At 74.5% G+C, this 26,014-nt stretch carries 20 protein-coding genes; 11 read left to right on the top strand and 9 right to left on the bottom strand.

Going from position 1 to position 26,014, the window contains the following annotated elements; all coding sequences use genetic code 11:
• Positions 1–75 precede the first annotated feature (75 nt).
• Positions 76–492 (top strand): cobalamin B12-binding domain-containing protein, encoded by a 417-nt coding sequence (locus D1J63_RS14235; RefSeq protein ID WP_007444094.1) that lies wholly within the window; start codon positions 76–78, stop codon positions 490–492.
• Positions 493–998: 506 nt separating this feature from the next.
• Here the strand turns inward: D1J63_RS14235 and D1J63_RS14230 are convergent.
• Both D1J63_RS14230 and D1J63_RS14225 read right to left on the bottom strand, forming a co-directional pair.
• Complete coding sequence (locus D1J63_RS14230) at positions 999–2,624, bottom strand: DUF5691 domain-containing protein (RefSeq protein WP_164713180.1); 1,626 nt, start codon at positions 2,622–2,624, stop codon at positions 999–1,001.
• 152 nt (positions 2,625–2,776) lie between these two features.
• Positions 2,777–3,868, bottom strand: a complete 1,092-nt coding sequence (locus D1J63_RS14225; protein ID WP_240798716.1) for a hypothetical protein — start codon at positions 3,866–3,868, stop codon at positions 2,777–2,779.
• Between the two features lie 275 nt (positions 3,869–4,143).
• On the opposite strand from D1J63_RS14225, the gene D1J63_RS14220 reads away from it, so the two are divergent.
• The 6 genes from D1J63_RS14220 (at position 4,144) to sucD (ending at position 13,257) form a co-directional block, all read left to right on the top strand.
• Positions 4,144–5,253: an AAA family ATPase gene (locus D1J63_RS14220; protein WP_125629161.1), complete on the top strand. Its 1,110-nt coding sequence runs from the start codon at positions 4,144–4,146 to the stop codon at positions 5,251–5,253.
• 102 nt (positions 5,254–5,355) lie between these two features.
• Complete coding sequence (locus D1J63_RS14215) at positions 5,356–8,088, top strand: DUF5682 family protein (protein ID WP_241235561.1); 2,733 nt, start codon at positions 5,356–5,358, stop codon at positions 8,086–8,088.
• Entirely contained in the window at positions 8,085–9,320 is a 1,236-nt protein-coding gene (locus D1J63_RS14210; protein ID WP_241235560.1) for a VWA domain-containing protein, read from the top strand. The genes D1J63_RS14215 and D1J63_RS14210 overlap by 4 nt, the downstream gene beginning before the upstream one ends.
• 170 nt (positions 9,321–9,490) lie before the next feature.
• Entirely contained in the window at positions 9,491–10,402 is a 912-nt protein-coding gene (locus D1J63_RS14205; protein WP_125629160.1) for a hypothetical protein, read from the top strand.
• Positions 10,403–11,159: 757 nt separating this feature from the next.
• Entirely contained in the window at positions 11,160–12,344 is a 1,185-nt protein-coding gene (sucC, locus tag D1J63_RS14200) for an ADP-forming succinate--CoA ligase subunit beta (protein ID WP_102928842.1), read from the top strand.
• Between the two features lie 28 nt (positions 12,345–12,372).
• Positions 12,373–13,257 carry a succinate--CoA ligase subunit alpha gene (gene sucD, locus D1J63_RS14195; protein ID WP_061442950.1) on the top strand — a complete coding sequence of 295 codons (885 nt, stop codon included), beginning with the start codon at positions 12,373–12,375 and terminating at the stop codon, positions 13,255–13,257.
• 185 nt (positions 13,258–13,442) lie between these two features.
• Here the strand turns inward: sucD and D1J63_RS14190 are convergent, their stop codons facing one another.
• The gene (locus tag D1J63_RS14190; RefSeq protein ID WP_164712837.1) at positions 13,443–14,675 is read right to left on the bottom strand and encodes a helix-turn-helix domain-containing protein; all 1,233 of its coding nucleotides are present in this window, start codon (positions 14,673–14,675) and stop codon (positions 13,443–13,445) included.
• A gap of 96 nt (positions 14,676–14,771) precedes the next feature.
• Between D1J63_RS14190 and D1J63_RS14185 the strand changes: the two genes are divergently transcribed.
• Positions 14,772–16,445: a DUF6350 family protein gene (locus D1J63_RS14185; protein WP_125629159.1), complete on the top strand. Its 1,674-nt coding sequence runs from the start codon at positions 14,772–14,774 to the stop codon at positions 16,443–16,445.
• 249 nt (positions 16,446–16,694) lie between these two features.
• On the opposite strand, the gene D1J63_RS14175 is transcribed toward D1J63_RS14185, so the two are convergent.
• Positions 16,695–17,471: a hypothetical protein gene (locus D1J63_RS14175; protein WP_125629157.1), complete on the bottom strand. Its 777-nt coding sequence runs from the start codon at positions 17,469–17,471 to the stop codon at positions 16,695–16,697.
• Between the two features lie 327 nt (positions 17,472–17,798).
• Here D1J63_RS14175 and purN point away from each other — a divergent pair, with 327 nt between their 5' ends.
• The 3 genes from purN to D1J63_RS14160 all read left to right on the top strand — a co-directional run bounded on the left by purN (position 17,799) and on the right by D1J63_RS14160 (position 20,632).
• Positions 17,799–18,446 carry a phosphoribosylglycinamide formyltransferase gene (gene purN, locus D1J63_RS14170; RefSeq protein ID WP_102927849.1) on the top strand — a complete coding sequence of 216 codons (648 nt, stop codon included), beginning with the start codon at positions 17,799–17,801 and terminating at the stop codon, positions 18,444–18,446.
• Positions 18,443–20,014: a bifunctional phosphoribosylaminoimidazolecarboxamide formyltransferase/IMP cyclohydrolase gene (purH, locus tag D1J63_RS14165; RefSeq protein WP_125629156.1), complete on the top strand. Its 1,572-nt coding sequence runs from the start codon at positions 18,443–18,445 to the stop codon at positions 20,012–20,014. Before purN ends, purH begins: the two co-directional genes overlap by 4 nt.
• Before the next feature lie 171 nt (positions 20,015–20,185).
• On the top strand, positions 20,186–20,632 hold the full coding sequence (locus D1J63_RS14160) for a peptidoglycan-binding domain-containing protein (RefSeq protein ID WP_125629155.1): 447 nt from the start codon (positions 20,186–20,188) through the stop codon (positions 20,630–20,632).
• Between the two features lie 70 nt (positions 20,633–20,702).
• Here D1J63_RS14160 and D1J63_RS14155 read toward each other — a convergent pair whose 3' ends face one another.
• The 5 genes from D1J63_RS14155 to D1J63_RS14135 form a co-directional block, all read right to left on the bottom strand.
• Positions 20,703–22,058: a protein kinase gene (locus tag D1J63_RS14155; protein WP_125629154.1), complete on the bottom strand. Its 1,356-nt coding sequence runs from the start codon at positions 22,056–22,058 to the stop codon at positions 20,703–20,705.
• Positions 22,055–22,798, bottom strand: coding sequence for an FHA domain-containing protein (locus D1J63_RS14150; RefSeq protein WP_125629153.1), 744 nt, complete (start codon positions 22,796–22,798; stop codon positions 22,055–22,057). The genes D1J63_RS14155 and D1J63_RS14150 overlap by 4 nt, the downstream gene beginning before the upstream one ends.
• A gap of 230 nt (positions 22,799–23,028) precedes the next feature.
• On the bottom strand, positions 23,029–23,499 hold the full coding sequence (locus D1J63_RS14145; protein WP_102931607.1) for a hypothetical protein: 471 nt from the start codon (positions 23,497–23,499) through the stop codon (positions 23,029–23,031).
• A gap of 106 nt (positions 23,500–23,605) precedes the next feature.
• Positions 23,606–25,171, bottom strand: a complete 1,566-nt coding sequence (locus tag D1J63_RS14140) for a protein kinase (protein ID WP_125629152.1) — start codon at positions 25,169–25,171, stop codon at positions 23,606–23,608.
• Complete coding sequence (locus D1J63_RS14135) at positions 25,168–25,914, bottom strand: FHA domain-containing protein (RefSeq protein ID WP_164712836.1); 747 nt, start codon at positions 25,912–25,914, stop codon at positions 25,168–25,170. The genes D1J63_RS14140 and D1J63_RS14135 overlap by 4 nt, the downstream gene beginning before the upstream one ends.
• Between the last annotated feature and the right edge of the window lie 100 nt (positions 25,915–26,014).

Raw genomic sequence — 26,014 nt, 5'->3', positions numbered from 1 at the left:
GTCTCCGCGCCGCGAGACGCGAAGTGTGCGGTACTTGTCGGTACGGATGGATGTAGTCGCTTCATGGAGGCAGTGATGGGTGTGGCAGCCGGTCCGATCCGCGTGGTGGTGGCCAAGCCGGGGCTCGACGGCCACGATCGCGGGGCCAAGGTGATCGCGCGGGCCCTGCGCGACGCCGGTATGGAGGTCATCTACACCGGGCTCCACCAGACTCCCGAGCAGATCGTCGACACCGCGATCCAGGAGGACGCCGACGCGATCGGGCTGTCCATCCTCTCCGGTGCGCACAACACGCTCTTCGCCGCCGTGATCGAGCTGCTCCGGGAGCGCGACGCGGCCGACATCCTGGTCTTCGGCGGCGGGATCATCCCGGAGGCGGACATCGCCCCGCTGAAGGAGAAGGGCGTCGCGGAGATCTTCACGCCCGGTGCGACCACGGCGTCCATCGTGGACTGGGTGCGGGCGAACGTGCGGGAGCACGCGGGGGCGTAGTCCGGCCGCCGCCCGCCGGGCCGGTGCGGATCCCGCGCCGGCGCCGACGCGGGCACGCCGCCTCGGGCACGCCGCCTCGGGCACGCCGCCTCGGGGCCGCCGTGGCCGCGGGTGGCGTCCCGGCGGGGGCGCGCTCGGGCGCGGACGGCGGCGGGCGAGTGTGCCGACGGGTGCGGAACCGGGCGCCGGTGGGTACGGGACCGCGCACCGGTGGGTGCGGAACCGAGCGCCGGCGGGATGCAGAATCGCGCGCCAGCGGGTGCCGAGTCGTGTGCCGGTGGGTGCGGAATCGGGCGCCGGCGGGTGCCGATTCGTGGGCTGGCGGGGTGCGGGACCGCGCACCGGTAGGTGCCGAGTTCGTGTGCCGGTGGGTGCGGAGTCGTGTGCCGGTGGGCATCGCGGTGCCTGGCTCCCGGGATGGCCCGCCCCCGTGGCCGTCGGGCCCCCGGTCCTGGGCTGCCGGCCCGGGTACGACGGCACGGCCCGAGCCGGTCGCAGCGTCCTCCCTACCCCGCCCGCAGCTCCTCGGCCATAGTCGCCCGCAACCGCAACGTCCTGACCAGCCGTTGGAACGCCTCCGCCCAGTACCCTCCTGCCCCCGGCGACGCGTCCTCCGGCTCGTCCGGTATCGCGAGCAGGCCGTCGAGGCGGCCCGCCTCCGAGGGGTCGAGGCACCGCTCGGCCAGGCCCATGACGCCGCTGAAACTCCACGGATAGCTACCGGCGTCCCGGGCGATGTTGAGCGCGTCGACCACTGCCCGGCCGAGTGGGGCGGCCCACGGCACCGCGCACATGCCGAGCAGCTGGAACGCCTCGGACAGCCCGTGCGTCGCGATGAACCCGGCCACCCACTCGGCGCGTTCACCGGCGTCGAGCGTGCCGAGCAACTTGGCGCGCTCGGCCAGGGAGACCGCGCCCGGACCGCCCGCCTCGGGCGCCGTGGGCGCTCCCAGCAGGGCCCTCGCCCAGACGCCGTCGCCCTGTCGTACCGCCGCGCGGCACCACGCGGCGTGCAGCTCGCTCTGCCACCCCTCCGACACCGGCAGAGCCACGATCTCCTCGGCCGTACGTCCCCCGAGCCGGTCCGGCCAGGTGGCGAGCGGGGCCGCCTCCGTCAACTGGCCGAACCACCAGGACCGTTCACCCCGGCCTGCGGGCGGTCTGGCCACCACGCCGTCCCGCTCCATGCCCGCGTCGCACTCGTGGGGCGCCTCGACGACGATCGCCGGCGGGGTGAGGGTGCGGTCGAGGGACACGCACGACGCGGCCCGCGCACCCATCCGCGCGGCCAGTGCCGAGTGCGGCAGTGCCGACAGCAACTCCGCCGCCGTGGCCCGGACGTTGCGGCTGCGGTCGGCCAGCGCCTGCTCCAGGAAGGGCTCGTCCGCCGCTTCCAGCCCCCTCCGCAGCGAGTCCAGGAACATCAGGCGGTCCTCGGCCCGCTCCGTCGCCCAGGTCGACGCGAGCAACTCGCGCGCGCCGGCGGGGTCGCGGGCGCGCAGGGACGCCAGGAGAGCGACCCGCTCGGCGAACAAGCCCTCGTCCCACAGCCGCCGCACCCGCTCCGTGGCCGCGGAACCGGACAGTGCGGCAACGCCGCCGTGGGTCGCGCGCAGGGCGAACCGCCAGTCCGGATTCAGCCGGGCCAGCCACAGGGCACGGGGCCCCGCGAAGGTCAGCGCCGCCGGTCGCAGGTCCGTACGGCCTCGTGCCGCGTCCAGCAGCGCCGGAAGCGTTTGGGGCGGCGCCGCGAAACCGCGGGCGTTCGCCGTCGCCAGCCACTGGGGCAGCAGCTCCATCAGGTCGGGGGCGCTGCCTCTGCGGCCGCCGCCCGCCGTACCGGGGCGGTCGGCGAGCAGCATCGTGAGGCGTCGGGCAGCCGCGGCCGGCAGCGGCGGGCGGGGGTCCTCGGGCGCGGGTTCGGGGCGCCGGGCCGCGTGGGCCGGGCGCAGTCCTGCGCGCCGGCGAACGGTCTCCGCGGCCGCCGCGTCCAGCAACCCGGCCGCGGCACCCGACCCGCGCCCGCCGCCCGGCGGAGTACGCCGGTCCGTGCCCAGCAGCGCCGAGGTGACCAGCTCCTCCCACACGCCGGGTGCGGTGGCTTCTGGCGCCGGGGAGGCCACAGGCCCGATGCCAGGTGCCGGCGCGGGCGGCGGTGTCGAGGCCGTGGGGTCGACGGCTGACCCCGGCGCGGTGGCCCCCGGTGCGGACCTGTCCGTGGGGGTGGGCGTCCTGGTCAAGTGGTTCCCCTCCGTTCCGTTCCTGTCCCGTCGCCCGGGACGGGTCAGCTCAGCGCTACTGCCGGGCCCGGTCCGGCCGGCCAGGCCGTCAGTGGTGTGAAGCCCCGGTGGCCGCACTCGCCGAAGACCGTGACGGGCGCACCGCCCGACAGGGCGACCAGCCGCCACAGGCCCGACTGGCTCGCCGTGGTCCGGGTGAGCGGCAGTGCCGTGTCCCCGTCGGCGTCCGCCAGTTGCCAGCCGTCGCCGTCCGGTACGGGAACCACCCGGTCCAGGGCCACCGGCACCGAGTCCAGCCACGGATCGTCGCGGAGGGCCTCGCCGTAACGGACGGCCGCCTGCGCGGTCGTGAGCCCTCTCGGGCGTATCGGCGTGGACTCGGGCGGTGCGAAACACCGGCCGAGGGCCGCCCGCTGCCGTCCCGCATCCGGATACGCCGAGAGCTCCGCGTCCAGGGCCAGCCCCACCGGCAGCGTCAGCTCCGGTGCCCGGCCCGCGGCCCCGTAGGAGAGGAGCAGCGCCGTGCGGTCCGATTCCGCGCCGTGCAGCCAGACGCGACGGGTCGTCAGCCTGGCGTCCGCGGTGTCGTACTGGGCGAGGACCAGCCAGTGGTCCCGCACCGGCGGGCCGTCCGCGGCCGCCTTCAGGCCCACGCGTGATCGGACCGTCGCCGCCAGGCCGTCCGGCAGCTGCTCGCGGCGCAACCAGCCCTGGTCGAGCAGGTGGAGCAGAGCGCACTCCTCGAGCAGCCGTACCGGCCAGCCGGGCCCCGACGACGGTATGGACCCGAGCTCCCGTACGCGCGAGGCCAGGCCGGGCGCCTGGGCGTCGACCATGCGGGCGGCCGTCTCCTCCCACAGCCCGCCCCCCGCCTGCTCGGCGCCGGCCAGACCGCCGCGCAGGAGGTCCACGAGACGCTGCTCCAGCTCCGTCGCGCCCGCGGTGATCCGCTCGGCCCGCCGCTCCGCCCGGCGCCGCGCCGCCTCCGGGTCCCCGGTCGCGGCCGTGGACGTGGCAGCGGGCGGGCCCGCGGCCGTCGTCTCCTCCGCGTGCTCGTGCCGGCCGTCAACGCGCCGCTCCCCTCCGACCGGCACCTCCGCCTCCGGCACCGCACCCACCCCGTTCGGTCCCTGCACGGCCCTCGCACCTCCCCTCGTCGTGTCCCCGCCCCGGACCCCGGCCTTCGCCGGGCCGAGCTCGCCGCCCTCCCGCGTGGCGCCGCGTCAGATACCCGTGCCGGAACCCGTGTTGCGGTCCGGTGGCACCCGTCGTCGAGCCATGCCATCGAAGGTAGATCCCGCCACTGACAATGACCCGATCGACAGTGTTTGCGCAGGTCAGGGCGATTGTCAGTGGCGTGGTGCACCGTGGACGGCAGATCGAACCGGTCTAGCTGGAGGGGGAGTCAGCCATGCCCGTATACGTGGAGCAGACGTCCGGGGCCGAGGTGTTGCGGCCGCACGCCGAGCACGCCTTCGCGGCCGAACTGGCCGCACTTGCCGCGCAGGACGACGGTCCGCGGCCGGACCGCTGGAAGCTGTCGCCGTGGGCCGTCGCCACCTACCTGCTCGGCGGCACCCTGCCCGACGGCACCGTGATCACCCCGAAGTACGTCGGCCCGCGCCGCATCGTCGAGGTCGCCGTCACCACCCTCGCCACCGACCGCGCCCTGCTCCTGCTCGGCCTGCCCGGCACCGCGAAGACCTGGGTGTCCGAGCACCTCGCCGCGGCCGTCAGCGGCGACTCCACCCTGCTGGTCCAGGGGACGGCCGGCACCCCGGAGGAAGCGATCCGCTACGGCTGGAACTACGCGCAGCTCCTCGCCCACGGCCCCGGCCGGGACGCCCTCGTGCCCAGCCCGGTGATGCGGGGCATGGCGGAGGGCATGACCGTCCGGGTGGAGGAGTTGACCCGTATCCCGGCCGACGTCCAGGACACCCTGATCACCATCCTGTCGGAGAAGACCCTGCCCATACCGGAACTGGGCGAGGAGGTGCAGGCGGTCCGCGGCTTCAACCTCATCGCCACCGCCAACGACCGCGACCGCGGGGTCAACGACCTGTCCAGCGCCCTGCGCCGCCGCTTCAACACCGTCGTGCTGCCCCTGCCGGAGAGCGCCGAGGCCGAGATCGACATCGTCACGCGCCGCGTCGACCAGATCGGCCGCTCCCTCGACCTGCCGTCGGCCCCCGACGGCACCGACGAGATCCGCCGGGTCGTCACCGTCTTCCGCGAGCTGCGCGACGGACTGACCGGCGACGGCCGTACGAAGGTCAAGTCGCCCAGCGGCACGCTGTCCACGGCCGAGGCGATCTCCGTCGTCACCGGTGGTCTCGCGCTGTCCGCCCACTTCGGCGACGGGGTGCTGCGGCCCGGCGACGTGGCGGCGGGCGTCCTCGGCGCGGTCGTCCGCGACCCGGGGACCGACCGCGTCGTCTGGCAGGAGTATCTCGAGACGGTCGTACGCGAACGCGACGGCTGGCAGGACTTCTACCGGGCCTGCCGGGAGGTGTCCGCGTGAAGGGCACCGGGGCGTGGACGGGACGCGGGGCGGGGGCAGCGGCGGCCGCCACGACGGGGGACGACGGGGACTCGAGCTGGACCCGCAGGCGAGGGGGACGGCATGGCGGGCGCTGACCGGGCCGGCGCGGGACGCCCGAGCGGCGCGTCCGGCGGGCCGGACGGTACCGGCGAAACAGGAGGTCGGCCGCTGCTGCTGGGCGTACGTCATCACGGTCCGGGATCGGCCCGCGCGGTGCGGGCCGCGCTCGACGCGGCCCGGCCGGGGGTCGTGCTGGTCGAGGGGCCGCCGGAGGCCGACGCCCTGATCCCACTGGCCGCCCACGAGGACATGCGGCCGCCCGTCGCACTCCTCGCCCACGCCGTGGACGAGCCCGGCCGCTCGGCGTTCTGGCCGATGGCCGAGTTCTCCCCCGAGTGGGTGGCCCTCCGCTGGGCCCTGGAACACGACGTTCCGGCCCGCTTCATCGACCTCCCCGCCGCACACACGCTGGCGTTGCGGGCGGCGGACGAGGAGGCGGAGGCGGAGGGTCAAGCGGACGGCCGGAACACGGAGGACGAACCCGGTGCGGCTTCCCCGGACGTCCGGGGCGACCCGCTCGCCGTCCTCGCCGCGGCCGCCGGGCACGACGACCCCGAGCGCTGGTGGGAGGACGTGATCGAGCACCGGGGCGCGGGACAGGGGGGCGTGTTCGCTCCGTTCACGGCGGTCGAGGAGGCCATGGCGGCACTCCGCGAGACCGGGGCGGACGGCGAGGAGGGCGGCGCGTACGACCGGGACCTCGTGCGGGAAGCCCACATGCGGCTCCAGGTCCGGGCAGCGCGGCGGGAGTTCGCCCGGGGCGTGGCCGTGGTCTGCGGGGCCTGGCACGTGCCCGCGCTGCGGCGCAAGGCGGCCGTCACGGCCGACCGGGCCCTGCTGAAGGGGCTGCCCCGGACCAAGGTGGACATGACCTGGGTGCCCTGGACCCACCGCAGACTGTCCCGCGCCGGCGGGTACGGGGCGGGCATCGAGTCGCCGGGCTGGTACGGGCATCTGTTCGCCGCGGCCGACCGGCCCGTCGAGCGATGGCTGACCAGGGTGGCCGGACTGCTGCGGGAGGAGGACCGGGTCGTCTCACCGGCGCACGTCATAGAGGCGGCGCGGCTGGCCGACGCGCTCGCGGTGCTCCGTGGCCGGCCGCTGCCCGGCCTGAGCGAGACGACGGACGCCGTGCGGGCGGTGCTGTGCGACGGCTCGGACGTGCCGTTGGCGCTGGTGCACGACCGCCTGGTGGTGGGGGACGTACTGGGCGAGGTCCCGGCGGGGGCACCGGCGGTGCCGCTGCAGCGGGACCTGACCCGGACCCAGCGGCGGCTGCGGCTCAAGCCGGAGGCTGCGGAGCGCGAGCTGGAACTCGACCTGCGCAAGGAGACCGACGCCGCCCGCAGCAGACTCCTGCACCGGTTGCGGCTGCTCGGCGTCGGCTGGGGCGAGCCGGTCGCGTCCCGCAGCACGGGCACGTTCCGGGAGACGTGGCGGCTGCGGTGGGAGCCGGAGCTTTCGGTGCGGGTCGCCGAGGCCGGGGTGTGGGGCACGACCGTGCTCTCCGCCGCCACCGCCCGGGCCGAGGCGGACGCCCTCACCGCGCGGGGTCTCGCCGAGGTCACCGCGCTGGCTGAACGCTGTCTGCTGGCCGAACTGCCGGACGCGCTCGCGCCGGTGATGCGGATACTCGCCGACCGGGCGGCACTCGACACGGACGTCGGCCACCTCGCCGAGGCCCTGCCCGCCCTGGTCCGTGCGCTGCGCTACGGCGATGTGCGCGGCACGGACACCGGGGCGCTGGCCGAGGTCGCCGCGGGTCTCGCGGAGCGCGTCTTCGTCGGGCTGCCCGCGGCCTGCGCGGCCCTGGACACCGACGCGGCCGAGGAGATGCGCCGCCACGTGGACGCCGTGCACACCGCCGTGGGCCTGCTCGGCGACGCCCCCACGCCCCGCCACGGCGACCTGCGGCCCCGCTGGCGAACCGTGCTGCGGACCCTCTCCGCGCGGGACACCGTGCCCGGCGTCGTCCGCGGGCGTGCCGTACGGCTCCTGCTGGACGACGGCGAGCTGGCCCCGGACGAGGCGGGGCGGCTCATGGGCCTGGCGCTGTCCCCGGGGACCCCGCCGGCGGACGCGGCGGCCTGGATCGAGGGCTTCGTCGGCGGCGGCTCGGGCGGCGGCATGCTCCTCCTGCACGACGAGCGGCTGCTGGCCCTGATCGACTCCTGGCTGACCGGCGTGCCGGCGGACGCGTTCACGAACGTACTGCCCCTGCTGCGCCGCACCTTCTCCGCCTACGAGCCGGGAGTGCGCCGCAGCCTCGGCGAGCTGGTCGGACGCGGGCCGCGGGCGCGGGGGAGCGTGACGGCGGCCGGTTTCGGCATACCGGGCTTCGCGGCCGGCCTCGACACCGCGCGCGCCGACGCGGTGCTGCCGGTGGTCCGGCTGCTCCTGGGCCGGGACCCGGCCGGTGAGGACGGTCCGACCGGGGGCGGCGATCCGGCCGGGGACGACGGTCCGGCCGGGGGCGACGGTCCGGCCGGGGGCGACGGTCCGGCCGGGGGCGACGGTCCGGCCGGGGGCGACGGTCCGGCCGGGGGCGACGGTCCGGCCGGGGGCGACGGTCCGGCCGGGGGCGACGAGCCGGCGAGGGGCGACGACTCGGCCAGGGACGACGACTTGGTCAGGGACGGCGAGTTGGCGAGGGACGACGACTTGGTCAGGCACGGCGAGTTGGCGAGGGACGACGACCTGGTCAGGGACGGCGAGTTGGTGAGGGACGACGACCTGGTGGGGGTGGAGACATGACGGGCCACGTGCCACGGCAGACGACCGGGCAGCTGAGCGCGCGCACGGCCGGACGCACGTCCTCGACCGGGCCGGAGGACGGCGGGGCGGCCCAGGAGCGGCTGCGGCGGTGGCGTCTCGTCCTCGGCGGCGACCCGGCCGACGGGACCGGCCACGCGCTCTCCGGACGGGACGCCGCGATGGACGGCGCGCTCACCGCGCTCTACGGGAAGGGGAACGGCACACCCCGGTCCGGGAAGGACCGGGCGGCGGGGCTCGGAGCCTCCGCACCGGCCGTGGCGCGCTGGCTGGGGGACATCCGGAGCTACTTCCCCTCCTCCGTCGTCCAGGTCATGCAGCGGGACGCGATCGACCGGCTCGGGCTCGCCACCCTGCTGCTGGAGCCGGAGATGCTGGAGGCGGTGGAGGCCGACGTGCACCTGGTCGGCACCCTGCTCTCCCTGCACCAGGCGATGCCCGACACGACGAAGGAGACGGCGCGGACCGTCGTGCGCAAGGTCGTCGAGGACCTGGAGAAGCGCCTCGCCACCCGCACCCGTGCCACGGTGACCGGCGCGCTGGACCGCAGCGCCCGCACCGGCCGACCCCGCCACCACGACATCGACTGGAACCGCACGATCGCGGCCAACCTCAAGCACTACCTGCCGGAGCACCGAACGATCGTGCCGGAGCGGCTCGTCGGCTACGGCCGGGCGGCCCACTCGGTGAAGAAGGAGGTCGTCCTCTGCGTCGACCAGTCCGGGTCGATGGCGGCGTCCGTCGTGTACGCGTCCGTGTTCGGTGCGGTGCTGGCCTCCATGCGCTCGCTCGACACCCGGCTCGTCGTCTTCGACACGGCCGTCGTCGACCTCACCGACCAGCTCGACGACCCGGTCGACGTGCTCTTCGGCACCCGGCTCGGCGGCGGTACGGACATCAACCGCGCGCTGGCGTACTGCCAGTCGCGGATCACCCGGCCCGCGGACACGGTGGTCGTACTGATCAGCGACCTGTACGAAGGAGGCATACGCGACGAGATGCTCAAGCGGGTCGCGGCGATGAGGTCGGCAGGCGTGGAATTCGTGGCGCTGCTGGCCCTGTCCGACGAGGGGACGCCCGCGTACGACCGGGACCACGCGGCCGCGCTCGCCGCGCTCGGCGCACCGGCCTTCGCCTGCACGCCGGACCTCTTCCCGGAGGTGATGGCGGCGGCGCTCGAGAGGCGCCCCCTGCCGATACCCGACGCCGGGTGACGATTTGTCGATCCGGGGTGACCCGATTCCTGCGGTCAAAACGGATATGACGGCCCATCGGCGGAAGGGAGCTTGCGCAACCTGCGGATCCCCGTGCGAGTATCGCGCGGCGTGTCGATGCGACGTTCGACGCGTGGCCCGTTCCGCCGCACGGGAGGTACCTCCCCCTCTTGATCTGGTCAGCAGCCCTGCCCGGTGCCGTCCTGCGTGTCCTGCGCACGGCGGGCGGGCGGCGTGCGCTGCATGTGGCGCTGCTGGTGGGCGGGTTGTTCGTGCTCGGCCTGCTCTGCGGAGGGCGGGCGCAGGCGGCCGACGGAGCGCCGGGAGCCCTGGAGGACACGGTCGGGCGGGTCCTCGACGTCCCCGCGCAGACGGGGAGCCGGCCCGAGACGCGGAGCCCAGTCGTCCGGGCCGTGCGGGAACGGGTCGTGCGACCGGTCGGTGACGTGGTGGCGCAGACGGTGACAGAGGGCCTGGAAGGGCTTGAGGCGGCGGTGCAGACGGATGTGCCGCCGTCGCGGCTGCTCCCCGCCCCGTCCGGCCCGATCGATGCGCCGGACCTCACCGAGGTGCCCGACCTCACCGACCTCGCAGACCTCGCCGACCTCACCGACCCGATCGCCCCCTCCGCCCCTTCGGCGCCGGACGTCCAGGACCCGCGGACCGAGCCCGCGCCGAGGGCGACCGCGGACACCTCGGGCGCCGAGGACCGGTCCGGTGCCCTCGGCTCCCCGGCCGTCGAGGGACGCGGCAGCCCGGCACCCGCCGCCGGCTATGGGCCCAAGCCCGGCCTCGGAACGGTCACCGCAGCCCCCGCAGCCCCCGCCGCTCCCATGCGCACTCACCCGGCAGGGATCGCGCACACCGAGTACGCTCCCGCCCACCCCGGGCCCACCGGCGACCCCGACGGCGCCCTCGGCACCGCGTCCGGCGCCGACCAGGGGGCGCCGCGCCACGGGGACGCACGCGCGGTCGCCCCGCAGCCCCGGATCATGTTCCGGCTCGTGCCCGGCGCCCCGGAGCGAGCCGACGCGGCCGGGGTCCGAGAGCCGTACCGGGACATCCCCGTCTCTCCCGCCTAGAACGGCCGCTCCGCCGCCGCGCCCGCCACGCAAGCGCCGTATCCGCCGCAGCCGCCGTGTCCGACGCACCGGACGTACCCCCCGAACCCGACGTACCCACCGCATCCGACGGATCCGCCGCACCCGACGGATCCACCGAACCCGCCGCAGCGGGAAACGCAGCGGGAAGCGCAGGGCCCGGACGTCCCGCGTCCGGCTCCCACGGTTCGGCGTCCCAGTGCCGGCGCGCCCCCGACACCCCACCGGTGTCCGGTGTACGCCGTCGGCGCCTCGTGGCCCCCGTTTCCGCGGCACCCACCGACCCCGCGGGGTGCCGGCCCCGGACGGCCGAAAACCGTCGGCCGCCGGACGGCCGGAACCCCCGCGGCCCGGGTCGGTCGGTCCCCATTGGGGTGGGGACCGACCGACCCCACCCCGGCGGACCGCACTCACGCGGCCCGCCGGGGGAGCCACGGGCCTCACCGGGCCAACCCCAGCCCGGTGAGGCCCTTCACCCGGGGGCCGAGCGCCCCCGCAAGCCGCTCACATCCGGCACCCCGTGCCAGTGAGGGCGGCATCATGTGACAGGCATCACCGCTCAGGTGTGACCCACGATTTAGAGACCCCCCGCAAGCGGCGATAACCTGCGAGACGGACATGCCGCGCGCTCGGACACCGTGTGCGCCCCCCTTGTGACTCAGAGCGGACGTCACGTTGCCCTTCGCGGCACGCCCACGCATCCAACGAACCGCGAGATCACTGATAGGGACGGAAGCGCGTGGACCTGTTCGAGTACCAGGCGAGGGACCTCTTCGCCAAGCACGATGTACCGGTGCTGGCCGGTGAAGTCATCGACACGCCTGAGGCGGCGCGCGAGATCACCGAGCGTCTGGGCGGCAAGTCCGTCGTCAAGGCCCAGGTGAAGGTCGGTGGCCGCGGCAAGGCCGGTGGCGTGAAGCTGGCCGCCTCGGCGGACGAGGCCGTCGCCCGCGCGACGGACATCCTCGGCATGGACATCAAGGGCCACACGGTCCACAAGGTGATGATCGCCGAGACGGCCCCCGAGATCGTCGAGGAGTACTACGTCTCCTTCCTCCTCGACCGTGCCAACCGCACCTTCCTCTCCATCGCCTCCGTCGAGGGCGGCATGGAGATCGAGGAGGTGGCGGCCACCCGTCCGGAGGCCGTCGCCAAGACCCCGATCGACGCGATCGACGGCGTGACGCCGGAGAAGGCGCGCGAGATCGTCGAGGCCGCGAAGTTCCCGGCCGAGGTCGCCGACAAGGTCGCCGACATCCTGGTCAAGCTGTGGGACACCTTCATCAAGGAGGACGCCCTCCTGGTCGAGGTCAACCCGCTGGCCAAGGTCGCCTCCGGTGACGTCCTCGCCCTCGACGGCAAGGTGTCGCTGGACGACAACGCCGAGTTCCGTCACCCCGACTTCGAGGCCCTCCACGACAAGGCCGCGGCCAACCCGCTCGAGGCCGCCGCCAAGGAGAAGAACCTCAACTACGTCAAGCTCGACGGCGAGGTCGGCATCATCGGCAACGGCGCGGGTCTCGTCATGAGCACCCTGGACGTCGTCGCCTACGCCGGTGAGGCGCACGGCAACGTCAAGCCCGCCAACTTCCTGGACATCGGTGGCGGCGCCTCCGCCCAGGTCATGGCGAACGGCCTGGAGATCATCCTCGGCGACCCGGACGTCCGCTCCGTGTTCGTCAACGTCTTCGGCGGCATCACCGCCTGTGACGAGGTCGCCAACGGCATCGTCCAGGCGCTGAAGCTCCTGGAGGACCGCGGCGAGAAGGTCGAGAAGCCGCTCGTCGTCCGTCTCGACGGCAACAACGCCGAGCTGGGCCGCAAGATCCTCACCGACGCCAACCACCCGCTGGTCCAGCGCGTCGACACCATGGACGGCGCGGCCGACAAGGCCGCCGAGCTGGCTCACGCCGCCGCCAAGTAAGCACTCAGGACGAGGACACCAACACACCATGGCTATCTGGCTCAACAAGGACAGCAAGGTCATCGTCCAGGGCATGACCGGCGCCACCGGCATGAAGCACACCAAGCTCATGCTGGGTGACGGCACCGAGGTCGTGGGCGGCGTGAACCCGCGCAAGGCGGGCACCACCGTGGACTTCGACGGCACCGAGGTACCGGTCTTCGGCACCGTCAAGGAGGCCATCGAGAAGACCGGCGCCAACGTCTCCGTCATCTTCGTGCCGGAGAAGTTCACCAAGGACGCCGTCGTCGAGGCCATCGACGCCGAGATCCCGCTGGCCGTCGTGATCACCGAGGGCATCGCCGTGCACGACTCGGCCGCCTTCTGGTCCTACGCCGGCAAGAAGGGCAACAAGACCCGGATCATCGGCCCGAACTGCCCCGGCATCATCACCCCGGGCCAGTCCAACGTCGGCATCATCCCGGGCGACATCACCAAGCCGGGCCGCATCGGCCTGGTCTCGAAGTCCGGCACGCTGACGTACCAGATGATGTACGAGCTGCGTGACATCGGCTTCTCGACCGCCGTCGGCATCGGTGGCGACCCGATCATCGGCACCACGCACATCGACGCGCTCGCCGCGTTCGAGGCCGACCCCGAGACCGACCTGATCGTCATGATCGGCGAGATCGGCGGCGACGCCGAGGAGCGTGCGGCCGACTTCATCAAGGCCAACGTGACCAAGCCGGTCGTCGGCTACGTCGCGGGCTTCACCGCGCCCGAGGGCAAGACCATGGGCCACGCCGGCGCCATCGTCTCCGGTTCGTCCGGCACCGCCCAGGCGAAGAAGGAGGCCCTGGAGGCCGCCGGCGTCAAGGTCGGCAAGACGCCGACCGAGACGGCGAAGCTCGCCCGCGCCATCCTGGCCGGCTGACACCGGCTCGCGCGCAGGCCGAGCGCCTGTTCGTTCACACCGAGTGGCCCGCCCCCTGTCCGCAGGGGCCGGGCCACTCGGCGTTTCCGGCCGCCAAGCCGCCCGGCCGCCGGACCGCCCGGCCGCCGGACCGACCGGCCACAGGACGGCCCGGCCGCCGGACCGCCGGGCCGGGCAGGGGCACGTCATTCGAGCTGCGGGCTCAGCCGCTCCGGACCGTCCTGCATCTGGTCCCGCAGCTTCTGCCGCAGCTCCAGCTCCTCGTCCGACAGGGAGCCCGGGGCCACCCTGGGCGGCACCCCGCGTACCGCCTGCCCGGGGGACACGGGCGGTTCGTAGTGCGTGGGGGCGGTACGTACGGTCAGGGCCGTGGTCCCGATGAGCGCGACCGTGAACGCGATCGCCGCCCGGGTCCGGAACCTCGCCCGGCGTTCGCCGCCCCTGCGCACCGTCGGCGGCCGTGCCGCGCCCAGCCGCTCGTTCGACGCCAGTTCGGCCAGCCGCCGGTGCAGCACCTGAGGGTCGGCCAGCGCGGGCAGCCGGCCGGCGACGGCCTCGCGGGCGCGCAGCAGCCGGTGGGCCGCCGCCGGGGTGCTCGCCTCCGTCTCCGCCGCCGTCTCGGGCAGGTCCAGACCCACCCCGTCGTACAGCACGAGCGTGCGGCGGTGCCGTGGAGGGAGCCTGAGCAGGGTGTTCAGCAGGGTGCGGTCGCCGGGGTCGGCGGGCGGCGGCTCCGGGTGCCGGTGGCGCGGGCGGAAGCGCTGCCAGGGCGAGAGCGCGTACTCGTACGCCGTCGCCCGCACCCAGCCCACCGGGTCCCGGTCGCGGGCGACCTCGGGCCAGCGCTCCCAGGCCGTCTGGAACGCCCGCTCCACCGACTCGCGCGCCTGCTCGCGACGGCCCGTCAGCAGGAAGGTCTGGCGTACGAGGGCGGGGGCGCTGAACTCGTACAGCGCGTCGAAGGCCTGAGCGGGCGTCAGCGGGGCGGGCGCGGGTCGCGGCTCGGGGACGGGCTCGCGGGTCGACCGGGGCTGCGCCTCGGGTGCCGACTCCCGCATCGGCATCGGCATCGCCACCGGCTCCGGCTCTGGCTCCGGCTCGGCTTCAGCCTCCGCGCAGGCTTCCGGGGCTGATGCCCGATCACCTGTCGGCTCCGTCTTCGGCGGTGGTGCCGGCTGCGGCGTCCGTGCCGCCTGCCGTGCCGCCGACTCCTCCTCCTCGGCCAGCGTCTTCAGCAGCTTCGCGTACGCCTCGCGCTTCCGGCCTCGCGGAGTCGTACGGCCGCTCTCCCACGCGCGGACCGTCCCGGGAGCGACGCCCACCCGCTCCGCCAGCTGAGTCTGTGTCAGCGAGGCGGCCTCCCGCAGGCGTCGGCGTGCCTTGGGGGAGGGAAGCGGAGTCGCGGGACCGCGGGTCACAGGACGCCCCTTCGTACGAAAAAGTACATAAACATATATTGAGCGACACAACGGGGCTTCGCTCGTTACGCCGGGAAAGCGCGTGTCGTTGGGACCATGTCGGGCGTGATCCAGACGACCGCCCGTCCAGCCCCGCTCTCCCGCCTGCGCACCCGGTGGCGCGACCGTGCGCCCGGGCTGGCCGCCGGGCTGCTGGGAGGCGTGTTCGCGGCACTGCTGGGACTGGCGGCGTGTGCCGCGCTGGTGACGCTGCTGTGGATCAGTTCGCCGTACCCCGACAGCGGGTCCGGCGGCGCCCTCCACGTCGCCGCCGCGCTGTGGACGCTGGCGCACGGGGCCGAACTGGTGCGTGCCGACACGCTCTCCGGCACTCCCGCGCCCGTCGGCGTCACCCCGTTGCTGTTCGTCCTCCTGCCGGTGTGGCTGCTGCACCGCGCCGCCCGGGACGCCACGGACCCCGGAGACGGTGTGGGCGTGGCCGTCGGCGCGGCTCCGAAGGCGGGAGCCGGCGTGCGCCCGGCGTGGATGGCGGGCGCCCCGGACTCCGGGCCGCCGCCCGTCTCCGCGCGCCTGGCCTGGACCGGGGTCGTCCTCGGCTACCTCGGCGTCGCCGCGCCCGTCGTCCTGTACGGGCAGGGGGGCGCCCTGCGGCCCTCGTTGTGGTGGGCGGTGGTGTGTCTGCCGCTGGTCGCCATGGGCGCGGCGGGCGCCGGTGTATGGACGGCGTTCGGCCGGCCGGGCGGACCGGTGGGGCGGGCGCTGCGCGTGCTGCCCCGGAAGCTGCGGGAGCTGATGGTGGAGCCGGACGCGCGCCTGGGCGCCGCGACGCGCGCCGCGGGCGCGGGTGCGGCGGTGCTCGTCGGGGGTGGCGCGCTGCTGCTCGCGGTGTCGCTGGTGTGGCACGGGGCCGCCGCGGGGGAGGCCTTCCTGCGGCTGACCGAGGGGTGGTCGGGGCGGTTCGCCGTGCTGCTGCTCTGTCTGACGCTGGTGCCGAACGCGGCGGTGTGGGCGGCGGTCTACGCCCTCGGCCCCGGCTTCGTGCTCGGCGCCGGGCATGTCGTGGCCCCCGCCTCCTCCGCTCCGGCACCGCTGCTGCCCCCGTTCCCGTTGCTGGCGGCGGTGCCGGACGCGGGGCCCGGTACGCCGCTGCACTGGGTGGCCGGGGCGGTGCCGCTGGTCGCGGGGGCGGTGGTGGGGTGGTTCACGGCGCGGGCGGCCACAGTGGATGCGGCGGGCGGGGAGGTCGGGGCTGGCGGGGAGGACAGGGCGGCCGAGGGGGCCGGGGTGACCGGAGCTTGGTCGTGGCGGCGGACGGCCGGTGCCGCCGTCGTGGCCGCCGTCCTGTGCGCGGTCCTCGTCGCCCTGCTGGCCGCGTTCGCCGGGGGGCCGCTCGGGAGCGCCGCGCTCGCCCGGTTCGGGCCGGTGTGGTGGCAGGCCGGGGGCGCGACGGTGGTGTGGATCGGTGGGGTGGCGGTGCCGGTGGCCGTGGTGGCGCGGGGGTGGCGGGCGCGGGGCGCTGCCGCGCGGGGGGACGGGGGTGGTGGGGGTTCCTTGCCCTCTCGGCGGCGCCTGCCCTCTGTGTTCTCCGTGTTGTCCGTGCGGTCCACGGTGCGGTGGTGGAGGCGGGGGGAGAAGGACTCGGAGGGCGGGGGCGGGGTGGATCATGAACCGGGGTCGTACGGGTTGTACGACGTCGATGACGATGGTGGAGTCGCTTATGACCTTCTGCCGGTCGACGGCCCTGGGGAGTCGGCTCCCGGTGGGCGGTGACGCTGGGTGCGGGGCGTTACGCGGGGGGATTCCTTCGCCCCCGCCGCCCCTTCCCATTCCCGTCCCTGGGGGCTGCCGCCCCCAGACCCGCGCTTCGGCCTGGACGGCCTCGTCCTCAAACGCCGGACGGGCTGAGATTGCCGGACGGGCCGGGATCGCCGAACAGGCCGGGGTCGCCGAACAGGCCGGGGTCGCCGGACAGGCTGAGGTCGCCGGACGGGCCGGGGTCGCCGGACGGGCTGGAAGGGGTCAGTCGGTAGAGCCCAGGAGGTCTCGGAGTTGTTCCGGGAGGTGGCGTTCGCAGGACTGTTCTGCCGCGTGGGTCAGGGCGTCCTCGCGGCAGGTGTAGTAGTCGCTGTAGACCAGCTGGGCGCCGAAGGACGCGGCGACCAGGAGGATGGCCAGGGACGACGTGACCAGGCCGCTGATCGCGGCGGTGCGCTGCGGACGGCCGGTCTGCTCGGGGGGCGGGGCCGGGGTGTTCGGGTCGGAGGCGGTGCGGGGCTTGGTGCGCAGGGCGCTGATGCCCCAGTACAGGGCCAGGGCGCCGAGCAGCAGGGCGACGTACGGCCAGGTGAAGAGGGCGAAGAAGAGGGCCCACATGCCGCTCAGCAGGGCGTAGCGGGCACGCCGCTGGGCGGGGTCCGTCGGGTCCCAGCGCGGACCCTGGCCGCCGCCCTGAGCCTCGGGGCCGCCCGAGCCGGGCCGCTCGCCGAAGCCGCCGGAGGACCGGCCGGGCTGCCGGTCGCTCCACCGGCCGCCCCAGGGAGACCGCTCGCCGTCGCCCTGGGAACCGCCGTCGCCCGAGGGATGCCGCGGCTGCCAGGGGCGGTCCGGCGTGCCCTCCGGGGGCGGTGCGAACGGGTTGTCCTGGTCGGGGGCGCCGTCCTGCCCGCCGCCGTTCCCCCGGTCCGAGGACGAGTCGGGCGGGGACGAGGGGCGCTCCCGCAGCAACACGGTGCTGCGCTCCCCTGGCTGCGCCGACTGCTGGGGGAGGGTGAGCAGTCGCAGGCTGCGGTCCGGCATCAACTGAGCGTCTTCCCCTTGGCGACGGTGAACGGGCGGCTGGTGGAACGGGTGGACTGGTGGAACAGGCGAACGGGCGGAACGGGCGTGCCGTGGAGCGCGTGAACCGGCCGGTACGTCTGGTGAACGCGTGACGCACAGGCGGCGTTCCCGCCCCCGCTCCACGCAGACGCTACCTTCCGGTCACGCCCCCGTCCCGAGGGGGCCGTCCGGTGTGCCGGTATCGTTGCTGACGGTCGGCCGCTTCGTAGACTTCCCCGTATCCCGGGACGCGAAGCATTCGTACGACCGTACAAAGAGATCGCTTTCCCGAGAAAGGCCCCCACCGTGGCCGCCAAGCCAGTGGACCGGCGAGCCAAGCGCCTCGTCGTGCTGGTCTCCGGATCCGGCACCAACCTCCAGGCGCTCCTCGACGAGATCGCCGCCACCGGCGCCGAGACCTACGGGGCCGAGATCGTGGCCGTCGGCGCCGACCGCGACGGCATCGAGGGACTCGCCCGCGCCGAGCGCGCCGGGGTGCCGACCTTCGTCCGCAAGGTCAGGGACTACGGGACCCGTGAGGAGTGGGACGCGGCGCTCGCCGAGGCCGTCGCCGCCCACGAACCGGACCTCGTCGTCTCGGCCGGGTTCATGAAGATCGTGGGGAAGGAGTTCCTCGCGCGGTTCGGCGGGCGGTTCGTCAACACCCACCCCGCCCTCCTCCCCAGTTTCCCGGGAGCCCACGGGGTGCGGGACGCGCTCGCGTACGGCGCCAGGGTCACCGGCTGCACCGTCCACTTCGTCGACGACGGCGTCGACACCGGGCCGATCATCGCGCAGGGCGTGGTGGAGGTCCGGGACGAGGACTACGAAGACGAAGGTGTCGCTCTGCACGAGCGCATCAAGGAAGTCGAGCGAAGGCTGCTCGTCGATGTCGTGGGGCGGCTCGCCCGCAACGGCTATCGCATTGAGGGACGAAAGGTAGTTATCCAGTGACCGCCACCGCCGGAAGCAACAAGCGGGCCATCCGTCGCGCACTCGTCAGCGTCTACGACAAGACCGGGCTGGAAGAGCTCGCGCGCGGGCTGCACGAGGCGGGCGTCGAACTCGTCTCCACCGGGTCGACCGCCGGGCGGATCGCCGCCGCCGGTGTGCCCGTCACCAAGGTCGAGGAGCTGACCGGGTTCCCCGAGTGCCTGGACGGCCGGGTCAAGACCCTGCACCCCAAGGTGCACGCCGGCATCCTCGCCGACCTGCGCCTGGAGAGCCACCGGCAGCAGCTCGACGAGCTGGGCGTGGCCCCGTTCGACCTGGTCGTGAGCAACCTCTACCCGTTCCGCGAGACCGTCGCCTCCGGCGCCACCCCGGACGAGTGCGTCGAGCAGATCGACATCGGCGGCCCCTCGATGGTGCGCGCCGCCGCCAAGAACCACCCGTCGGTCGCCATCGTCACCAGCCCCGCCCGGTACGCCGACGTGCTCTCGGCGGTCAAGGACGGCGGCTTCGACCTGGCCGCCCGCAAGCGCCTGGCCGCCGAGGCCTTCCAGCACACCGCCGCCTACGACGTGGCCGTCGCCTCCTGGTTCGCCGCCGAGTACGCCCCGGTCGACGAGTCCGGCTTCCCCGACTTCCTCGGCGCCACCTACGAGCGCGCCCACACCCTGCGCTACGGCGAGAACCCGCACCAGCCCGCCGCGCTCTACACCTCCCCCGAGGGCGGCGGCCTCGCCCAGGCCGAGCAGCTGCACGGCAAGGAGATGTCGTACAACAACTACACGGACACGGACGCCGCCCGCCGTGCCGCGTACGACCACGCCGAGCCCTGCGTCGCGATCATCAAGCACGCCAACCCATGCGGCATCGCCGTCGGCGCGGACGTCGCCGAGGCGCACCGCAAGGCGCACGCCTGCGACCCGCTCTCCGCGTTCGGCGGTGTGATCGCGGTCAACCGCCCGGTCTCCAAGGAGATGGCCGAGCAGGTGGCCGAGATCTTCACCGAGGTCATCGTCGCGCCGGACTACGAGGACGGCGCGCTCGAAGCCCTCACCAAGAAGAAGAACATCCGCGTGCTGCGCGCCCCCGCGGCGCCCGCCGCCCCGGTCGAGGTCAAGCCGATCGACGGCGGCGCCCTCCTCCAGGTCACCGACCGCCTCCAGGCCGAGGGCGACGACCCGGCGACCTGGACCCTCGCGACCGGCGAGGCGCTGTCCGAGGCGGAGCTGGCCGAGCTGGCCTTCGCCTGGAAGGCCTGCCGGGCCGTCAAGTCCAACGCGATCCTCCTCGCCAAGGACGGCGCCTCCGTCGGCGTCGGCATGGGCCAGGTCAACCGCGTCGACTCCGCCAAGCTCGCGGTGGAGCGGGCCGGCGCCGAGCGCGCGCAGGGGGCGTACGCCGCCTCCGACGCGTTCTTCCCCTTCCCGGACGGCCTGGAGATCCTCACCGCGGCCGGTGTGAAGGCCGTGGTCCAGCCCGGCGGTTCGGTCCGCGACGAACTGGTCGTCGAGGCGGCGAAGAAGGCCGGCGTCACGATGTACTTCACGGGGACGCGGCACTTCTTCCACTGAGCGGCAGGTACATGGCGGCCCGCCGGTAGTACACCCCGTACACCGGCGGGCCGCGCCGTGTGCCCGGGGCATCCCGAAACGTTATAGGTACCGCGTCCGGCCGCGGCTCTCCAAGCTGGTCTTCGTGCTCGACGGGCAAGAGCACGGACCATCCACATGGAGGGGAACAGCATGCGAGCTTTCACCAAGGCACTCGTCGGTGCCACCGCCGCGGTCGGGATCGCCGCCGGCGGCCTGGCGACCGCGGGCACGGCCATGGCGACTCCCGCGGCGGCCCAGCAGTCGGTGAGCGCCCGGGCCGCCGTGGTGCTGGCCACGAACAACCTCGGGCTGGACACCGCCCATGCGAAGAGCTGGCAGTGCTGGCTGCGCACCACCGGTTACAACCCTGGCACGATCGACGGGAAGCTGGGCACCGACAGCTGGAAGGCGGCGCAGCGGAAGTTCGACGCCATGGGCTACTACGACGACCCCATCGACGGAATCGTCGGGCCCAACACGATCAGGGCGCTGCAGAGGTACCTGAACCTCCACGGTGCCGACCTGGACGTCGACGGGATCGCCGGGCCGCAGACCAGGTCCGAGTTCTGGGACTTCGCCGGTACCCACCGCTGCTGAGCCCACCGCTGCCGCGCGCACGGCGGCCCGTCCTCCCCGGGGAGGACGGGCCGTGGCGCTTTCCGGTCCCTCAGGGGCCCGCCCGCAGTGCCCGCCACGTGGCCGGTCCGACCACTCCGTCCGCGTCCAGGCCCGCCCGCTCCTGGAAGACGACGACCGCGCCCTGCGTCTTCGGGCCGAAGTCGCCGTCCACCGCGCCGACCTCCTTGATGCCGTAGAGGTGGCGGAGCAGGCACTGGAGCTCGCGGACCTGGCTGCCGCCGTCGCCCCGCTTGATCGTGAAGTCCCAGGTGCCGCTGAGGCCCGCCATGTAACCGGAGCCGTGCGTCGGGTCCTCGTACACGACGGGCTTCTCGCAGGTGGGAGGCGCGGCGGCGGCCGGTTCCGGCTCCCAGGGGGCGGTGTAGGCCAGACCGACCGCACCCGCGATCACCGCCGCGACGGCCGCCGACAGGACGGGGCGCCGCCACCGCCGCGGGCGCAGCCTGGGCAGCCGGGCCGACCGGGAGGCACCCGTAGCCTCCTCCACCCGGCGCAGCAACGCGGCCGTGTCGGACGCGCGTTCTGCGTGGGTCGGCGCCAGGCAGTCCCGCAGGATCTCCCGCCAGGCCTCGGACAGGGCGGGGGACAGGCGCAGTTCCTCACGGCCCCGGGCATAGCGCATCGCCGCGTCCGAACGCGCCTCCGGGGTGCCGCCGGGCAGCGGGAAGGACCCGGTGAGCACCAGGTGGGCCAGGACGCCGAAGGCCCACACGTCGGCCGAGGGGCGGATGCGGGTGCCGCGCTCGTCGACCTCGGGCCACAGGAGTTCGGGCGGGGTGTAGTCGGGGGTGGAGAAGGCGGGTGTGTAGGCGTGGGTGCCTTCCAGTTCGGCGGCCATGTTGAAGTCGGCGAGCCGTACCGAACCGTCTTTCATCAGCAGTACGTTGGCCGGTTTCAGGTCGCCGTGCACCCAGCCCGCCCGGTGCAGCTGGTGCAGGCCCTCGCAGACCTGCGCGAGCAGGGCGGGCCCGGACTCCGGCACCGGCGTCCGGGCCAGTACGGCGTCCAGGGAACCCTCGGCCAGCTCCAGCACCAGGACGGTGGCCCCGTCCAGCTCCGGGCGGTCCGGGTCGTCGACCGTCAGCGTGTCGTACATCCGGATCAGCCGGGGCGCCCGCAGTCGCCGCAGCAACTGCACCTCGCGTTCGGCCAGGTCGCGCAGGTGGTGCAGCTGGCGCGGGGTGCGGGTGCCGGTGGGCAGGAACTTCAGCGCCGCCCGCCGCGGCGGCCCGTCGGCGTCACCGGTGCCGCCCGGCCCGGCGGACGCGGCGCGGACCCCGGCGTAGACCGTGGCGAACGCGCCGGAGGCGACCGGCTCGCGCACCTCCCACGCACCGACCCGGTACCCCTTCGGCACCGGGACCGCGTACGGCCGCCCGCTCACCGCTTCGCCCCGCTCGGAACCGGTGCCAGCACCATGAGGTCGTCCTCGCGGACCAGGTCGAAGCGGAGGGCGAGGGAGGCCAGGGACTCCTTCTTGCCGTGGGTGCGCCGGCCGGGCTCCGCCGTCTCCGGGCCGGGTCGCAACCGGAGTTTCACGGCCAGGTAGTCGATGTTCCAGTACACGGCCGAGCGGCTGACCTTGGGCCAGCTGGGCCGCAGCCGCTCCACGATCTCCTCGACCGCGGGCAGCGGCGCCCGGGGCTCACCCCGCAGGCGCCGCTCGCACAGGGCGGCCAGGACCGCGAAGTACCGTTTGGTGCGGTCCAGGGCGAACGCCGGTACGGTGCCCGCCCCCTCCAGGCCCCGGCGTTCGACGCTGCGGAAGGCGTGCCGCGGGGCCCAGACGTCGAAGCTGAGCAGGTCCCCCGCGGCGGGCAGGGTCACGCGGGACAGCTCGAACGGCACCGGCGCGTCCACCCGGCCCGGCGCCACCTTGATGTGCTCGCCGGCGCCCTCCGGGTTCTCCACCACGTAGGTCTGGTCCTCGCTCAGGTTGCTCAGCAGCCAGAACGTCCGGTGGGCGGCGATCTCCCCGGCGACCCGCGACACGCCCTCGTGCGCGATGGTCAGTCCGCCGCCGTCGGTCTCCGCCCGGCCGAACTCGATGCGGTCCCCGGTGCCGATCCTGAGCTGTTCGGCGACGCTGCCGCACGACGGCGGCACGACGATGATGCTGTACATGGAGTCGTCCCCCTCCCCCGATTCCCCTCGGGGTCAACATTCCCCAGTCCAACAAGGGGCAGCGTACGGGGGGCGGGTGAGGGCAGCCCAAGCATTCGGACACCACGGCGGGTCGGTGACCCGGCACGGCGAAACGGCGGCCGCCGGCCCCTCCGAGGAGGGAACCGGAGGCCGCCGGAGAGCGGACCCGGGGAGCGGGTCACGCCGGTGTGCGGGCCCGGGTGGGCGGGTCAGCAGGGGCGCAGCGACCAGATCGGGTCCCAGGTCGCCCGGCCCGCCTCGTAGGCCGTGGACGTCCAGCGGACGCTGCCGTCCCTGTTGAAGAACTTGGCGACCGTGCCCGGCGTCTGGTTGTTGGTGAACGGGCCGTCGCCGGTCCAGTTGGTCAGGTTCCACGTCTGGCACTTGTAGAAGTCGAACTTCGTGCCGTTGACGATCATGCAGAGGTGGCCGTAGCCGCAGGCCAGGTCGCGGGCGCCCAGGGTCTTGGGCGCGTTTGTCACGGTCAGGCCCTCGTACTCGACCGCGTCGGCGGTCACGCGCAGGGGCTCCGGGCTGTCGGCCAGCACCTGGCCGGCCTTCTGCTGGAGGCCGGTCACCCGGGTGCCGTCCGGGCTGTCGGCGGCCGTGGCCGCGACCGTGGAACTCGCGGCCAGGGCCGTGGCCGCGAGGAGGAGAGCTGCGGGCTTGACGATGTTCATGGTTGTTCCCCCGTGAACGTCGGAGTCGTACCGGTCGCACCGCCGAAGCGGTGTGCTCACACCGTCCCTGGGACGACCGCCGCGCGGTACCTCGGAATTCTCAGGGTCACTTCCCGCCCCGGGGCGTGTACTCCTTGAGGTGGTGAGCGACGCGGTCGGCGTAGTCGCGGTACTTCGGGGGAACCCCGCCCGCGTCGTTCACCTTCCGGTACGACGTCCGGTACGCGACGGCGACCAGCACCCGGCGGTCGCCCGGCAGGCCGGCCTCCAGGCGGGGCGTGATCCAGCACAGGTAACGGCCCATCGCCGGGATGGACTCGGCGGGCGGGAACGGCGGCTCGGGCACCGTCTCGCCCGGGGTGCCGTCCTCGTTCATCCACCAGCGCAGCACGCTCGGGGTCCAGCGGGCGATGCCGTACTCGTCCTTGGCCGGGTCGGCGAGGTCCGGGTCGAAGTCGCTCTCGACCTTCAGCATGGCCGCGATCAGCGCCGGGCTGACCTCCTCGTGGCCGCAGTCGTGCGCCGTCTCCACGATCAGCAGGCGGTAGGCGGGCGGCACGTCCCGGTCGGTGCGCAGCTCGGCCGCGCCGTAGGAGGCGGCGGCGACGGCGCTCGCGGTGCCGCCGGGACGCGCGCCCGCGCCGGGCTCCCGGCCGTCGCCGGCCCAGCGGGAGAGGCCGTACCCGAGCGCGGCGAGGGCGAGCAGTCCCGCGGCGGCGACGGCCAGGACCCGGCGCCGGGAGCGGGCCCGGGGCCACAGCGACGACCGCGCCGGGCCGCCCGCGTTCCCCGTCGCGTCCGTCACCCGGCGCAGCAGGGCGTCGGTGCCGATCCGGTCGGCGTGCGTACGGGTCAGGCACGCCCGTACGATCTCCCGCCACGGCGACGGCAGTTCGGGGGACAGTCGCAGCTCGTGGGCGCCGCGGGAGTAGGCGACGGCGGCGTCGCGGCGGGCCGTCGGGGTGCCGCCGGGCAGCGGGAAGGACCCGGTGAGCACCAGGTGGGCCAGGACGCCGAAGGCCCACACGTCGGCCGAGGGGCGGATCCGGCGGCCGCGTTCGCCGATCTCGGACCACAGGAGTTCGGGCGGGGTGTAGTCGGGGGTGGAGAAGGCGGGTGTGTAGGCGTGGGTGCCTTCCAGTTCGGCGGCCATGTTGAAGTCGGCGAGCCGTACCGAACCGTCTTTCATCAGCAGTACGTTGGCCGGTTTCAGGTCGCCGTGCACCCAGCCCGCCCGGTGCAGTTGGTGCAGGCCCTCGCAGACCTGCGCGAGCAGGGCGGGCCCGGCCGGCGGGCGGGGCGTCGCGGAGAGCAGCGCGGACAGCGATCCCTCGGCCCGCTCCAGGACGAGCACGGTGGCGCCGTCGAGCCGGGGGCGGCCGGGGTCGTCGACGGTGAGGGTCTCGTACATCCGGATCAGCCGGGGCCGCCGCAGCCGGCGCAGCAGCCCGACCTCGCGCTCGACCAGGTCCCGCAGGTGCGACAGCTGCCGCGGGGTGCCGGTGCCCGTGGGCAGGAACTTCAGCGCGGCCGTCTCCGGCGGGCCCGGCCCGGCGTCCACCCGGCGGGCCGCGTACACGCTGCCGAAGGCGCCGGTCGCGATCGGCTCGCGCACCTCCCAGCCGCCCACCCGGTACCCCCGGGGCACCGGGACGGCGTACGGCTCGGTCATCGCAGCGCCTGTCCGGACGGTGCCGCGAGGACCACCAGGTCGTCCTCGCGGACCAGGTCGAAGCGGAGCGCCAGGGAGACCAGCGACTCCTTCTTGCCGTTCAGCCGGGGACCGGGTTCGGCGGTCTCCGGGCCCGGCTTCAGCCGTAACTTCACGGCGAGGTAGTCGATGTTCCACTGCACCGACGTACGCGAGGCGGCCGGCCAGGCCGGGCGGAGCCGCTCGACGACCTGGTCCACGGTCGGCAGCGGCGCGTGCGGCGCCCCGCGCAGCCTGGGCTCGCACAGCGCGGCCAGCACCGCGAAGTACCGCTTGGTGCGGTCGACGGAGAAGGCCGGGGCGGTCGGTTCGCCGTCGGTGCCGTCCTCGCCGCGCAGATAGTCGTGGCGCGGCGCCCACACCTCTAGGGGCAGCAGGTCGCCGGCGGCGGGCAGCACGATCCGCGAGAACTCGAACGGCACCGGGGCGTCGAGACGGCCCGGCGCCACCTTGATGTGCTCGCCGGCGCCCTCCGGGTTCTCCACCACGTAGGTCTGGTGGGCGGAGAGGTTGCTCACGGTCCAGAAGGTGCCGTGCGCCGTGATCTCACCCGCTCTGCGCGACACCCCGTCGTGCCCGATCAGCAGCCCGCCCTCGGGCACGGACCGCCCGAAGACGAGCCGTTCGCCGGGCGCGAGCCGGTACTGGGTGCTGGTGTTGTCGTCCCCCGTGGTCGGCGGAGGTACCACGATGATGCTGTACAAGGTGCGTCTCCCCGTGCCTGACGGCTACCCAGGCCAGACTAGGGCGACGCACCAGGGCCGTGCCCCCCTCGTACGGGTGAGACACGGCCCTGCGTGGTGA

Origin of the sequence: Streptomyces sp. KPB2, assembly GCF_003950055.1 — a bacterium.
Classification (GTDB): Bacteria; Actinomycetota; Actinomycetes; order Streptomycetales; family Streptomycetaceae; genus Streptomyces; species Streptomyces salinarius.
This window is presented reverse-complemented; position numbering and strand designations above follow the sequence as displayed.

Excerpts from the sequence above, each read along its gene's own strand:
- D1J63_RS14175 (WP_125629157.1), bottom strand. The coding sequence starts at position 17,471 with ATGCCGGACCGCAGCCTGCGACTGCTCACCCTCCCCCAGCAGTCGGCG.
- D1J63_RS14185 (WP_125629159.1), top strand. The coding sequence starts at position 14,772 with ATGTCGGGCGTGATCCAGACGACCGCCCGTCCAGCCCCGCTCTCCCGC.
- D1J63_RS14235 (WP_007444094.1), top strand. The coding sequence starts at position 76 with ATGGGTGTGGCAGCCGGTCCGATCCGCGTGGTGGTGGCCAAGCCGGGG.
- sucD (WP_061442950.1), top strand. The coding sequence starts at position 12,373 with ATGGCTATCTGGCTCAACAAGGACAGCAAGGTCATCGTCCAGGGCATG.
- D1J63_RS14160 (WP_125629155.1), top strand. The coding sequence starts at position 20,186 with ATGCGAGCTTTCACCAAGGCACTCGTCGGTGCCACCGCCGCGGTCGGG.
- D1J63_RS14215 (WP_241235561.1), top strand. The coding sequence starts at position 5,356 with ATGGCGGGCGCTGACCGGGCCGGCGCGGGACGCCCGAGCGGCGCGTCC.
- D1J63_RS14150 (WP_125629153.1), bottom strand. The coding sequence starts at position 22,798 with ATGTACAGCATCATCGTCGTGCCGCCGTCGTGCGGCAGCGTCGCCGAA.
- D1J63_RS14145 (WP_102931607.1), bottom strand. The coding sequence starts at position 23,499 with ATGAACATCGTCAAGCCCGCAGCTCTCCTCCTCGCGGCCACGGCCCTG.
- D1J63_RS14210 (WP_241235560.1), top strand. The coding sequence starts at position 8,085 with ATGACGGGCCACGTGCCACGGCAGACGACCGGGCAGCTGAGCGCGCGC.
- D1J63_RS14140 (WP_125629152.1), bottom strand. The coding sequence starts at position 25,171 with ATGACCGAGCCGTACGCCGTCCCGGTGCCCCGGGGGTACCGGGTGGGC.
- D1J63_RS14220 (WP_125629161.1), top strand. The coding sequence starts at position 4,144 with ATGCCCGTATACGTGGAGCAGACGTCCGGGGCCGAGGTGTTGCGGCCG.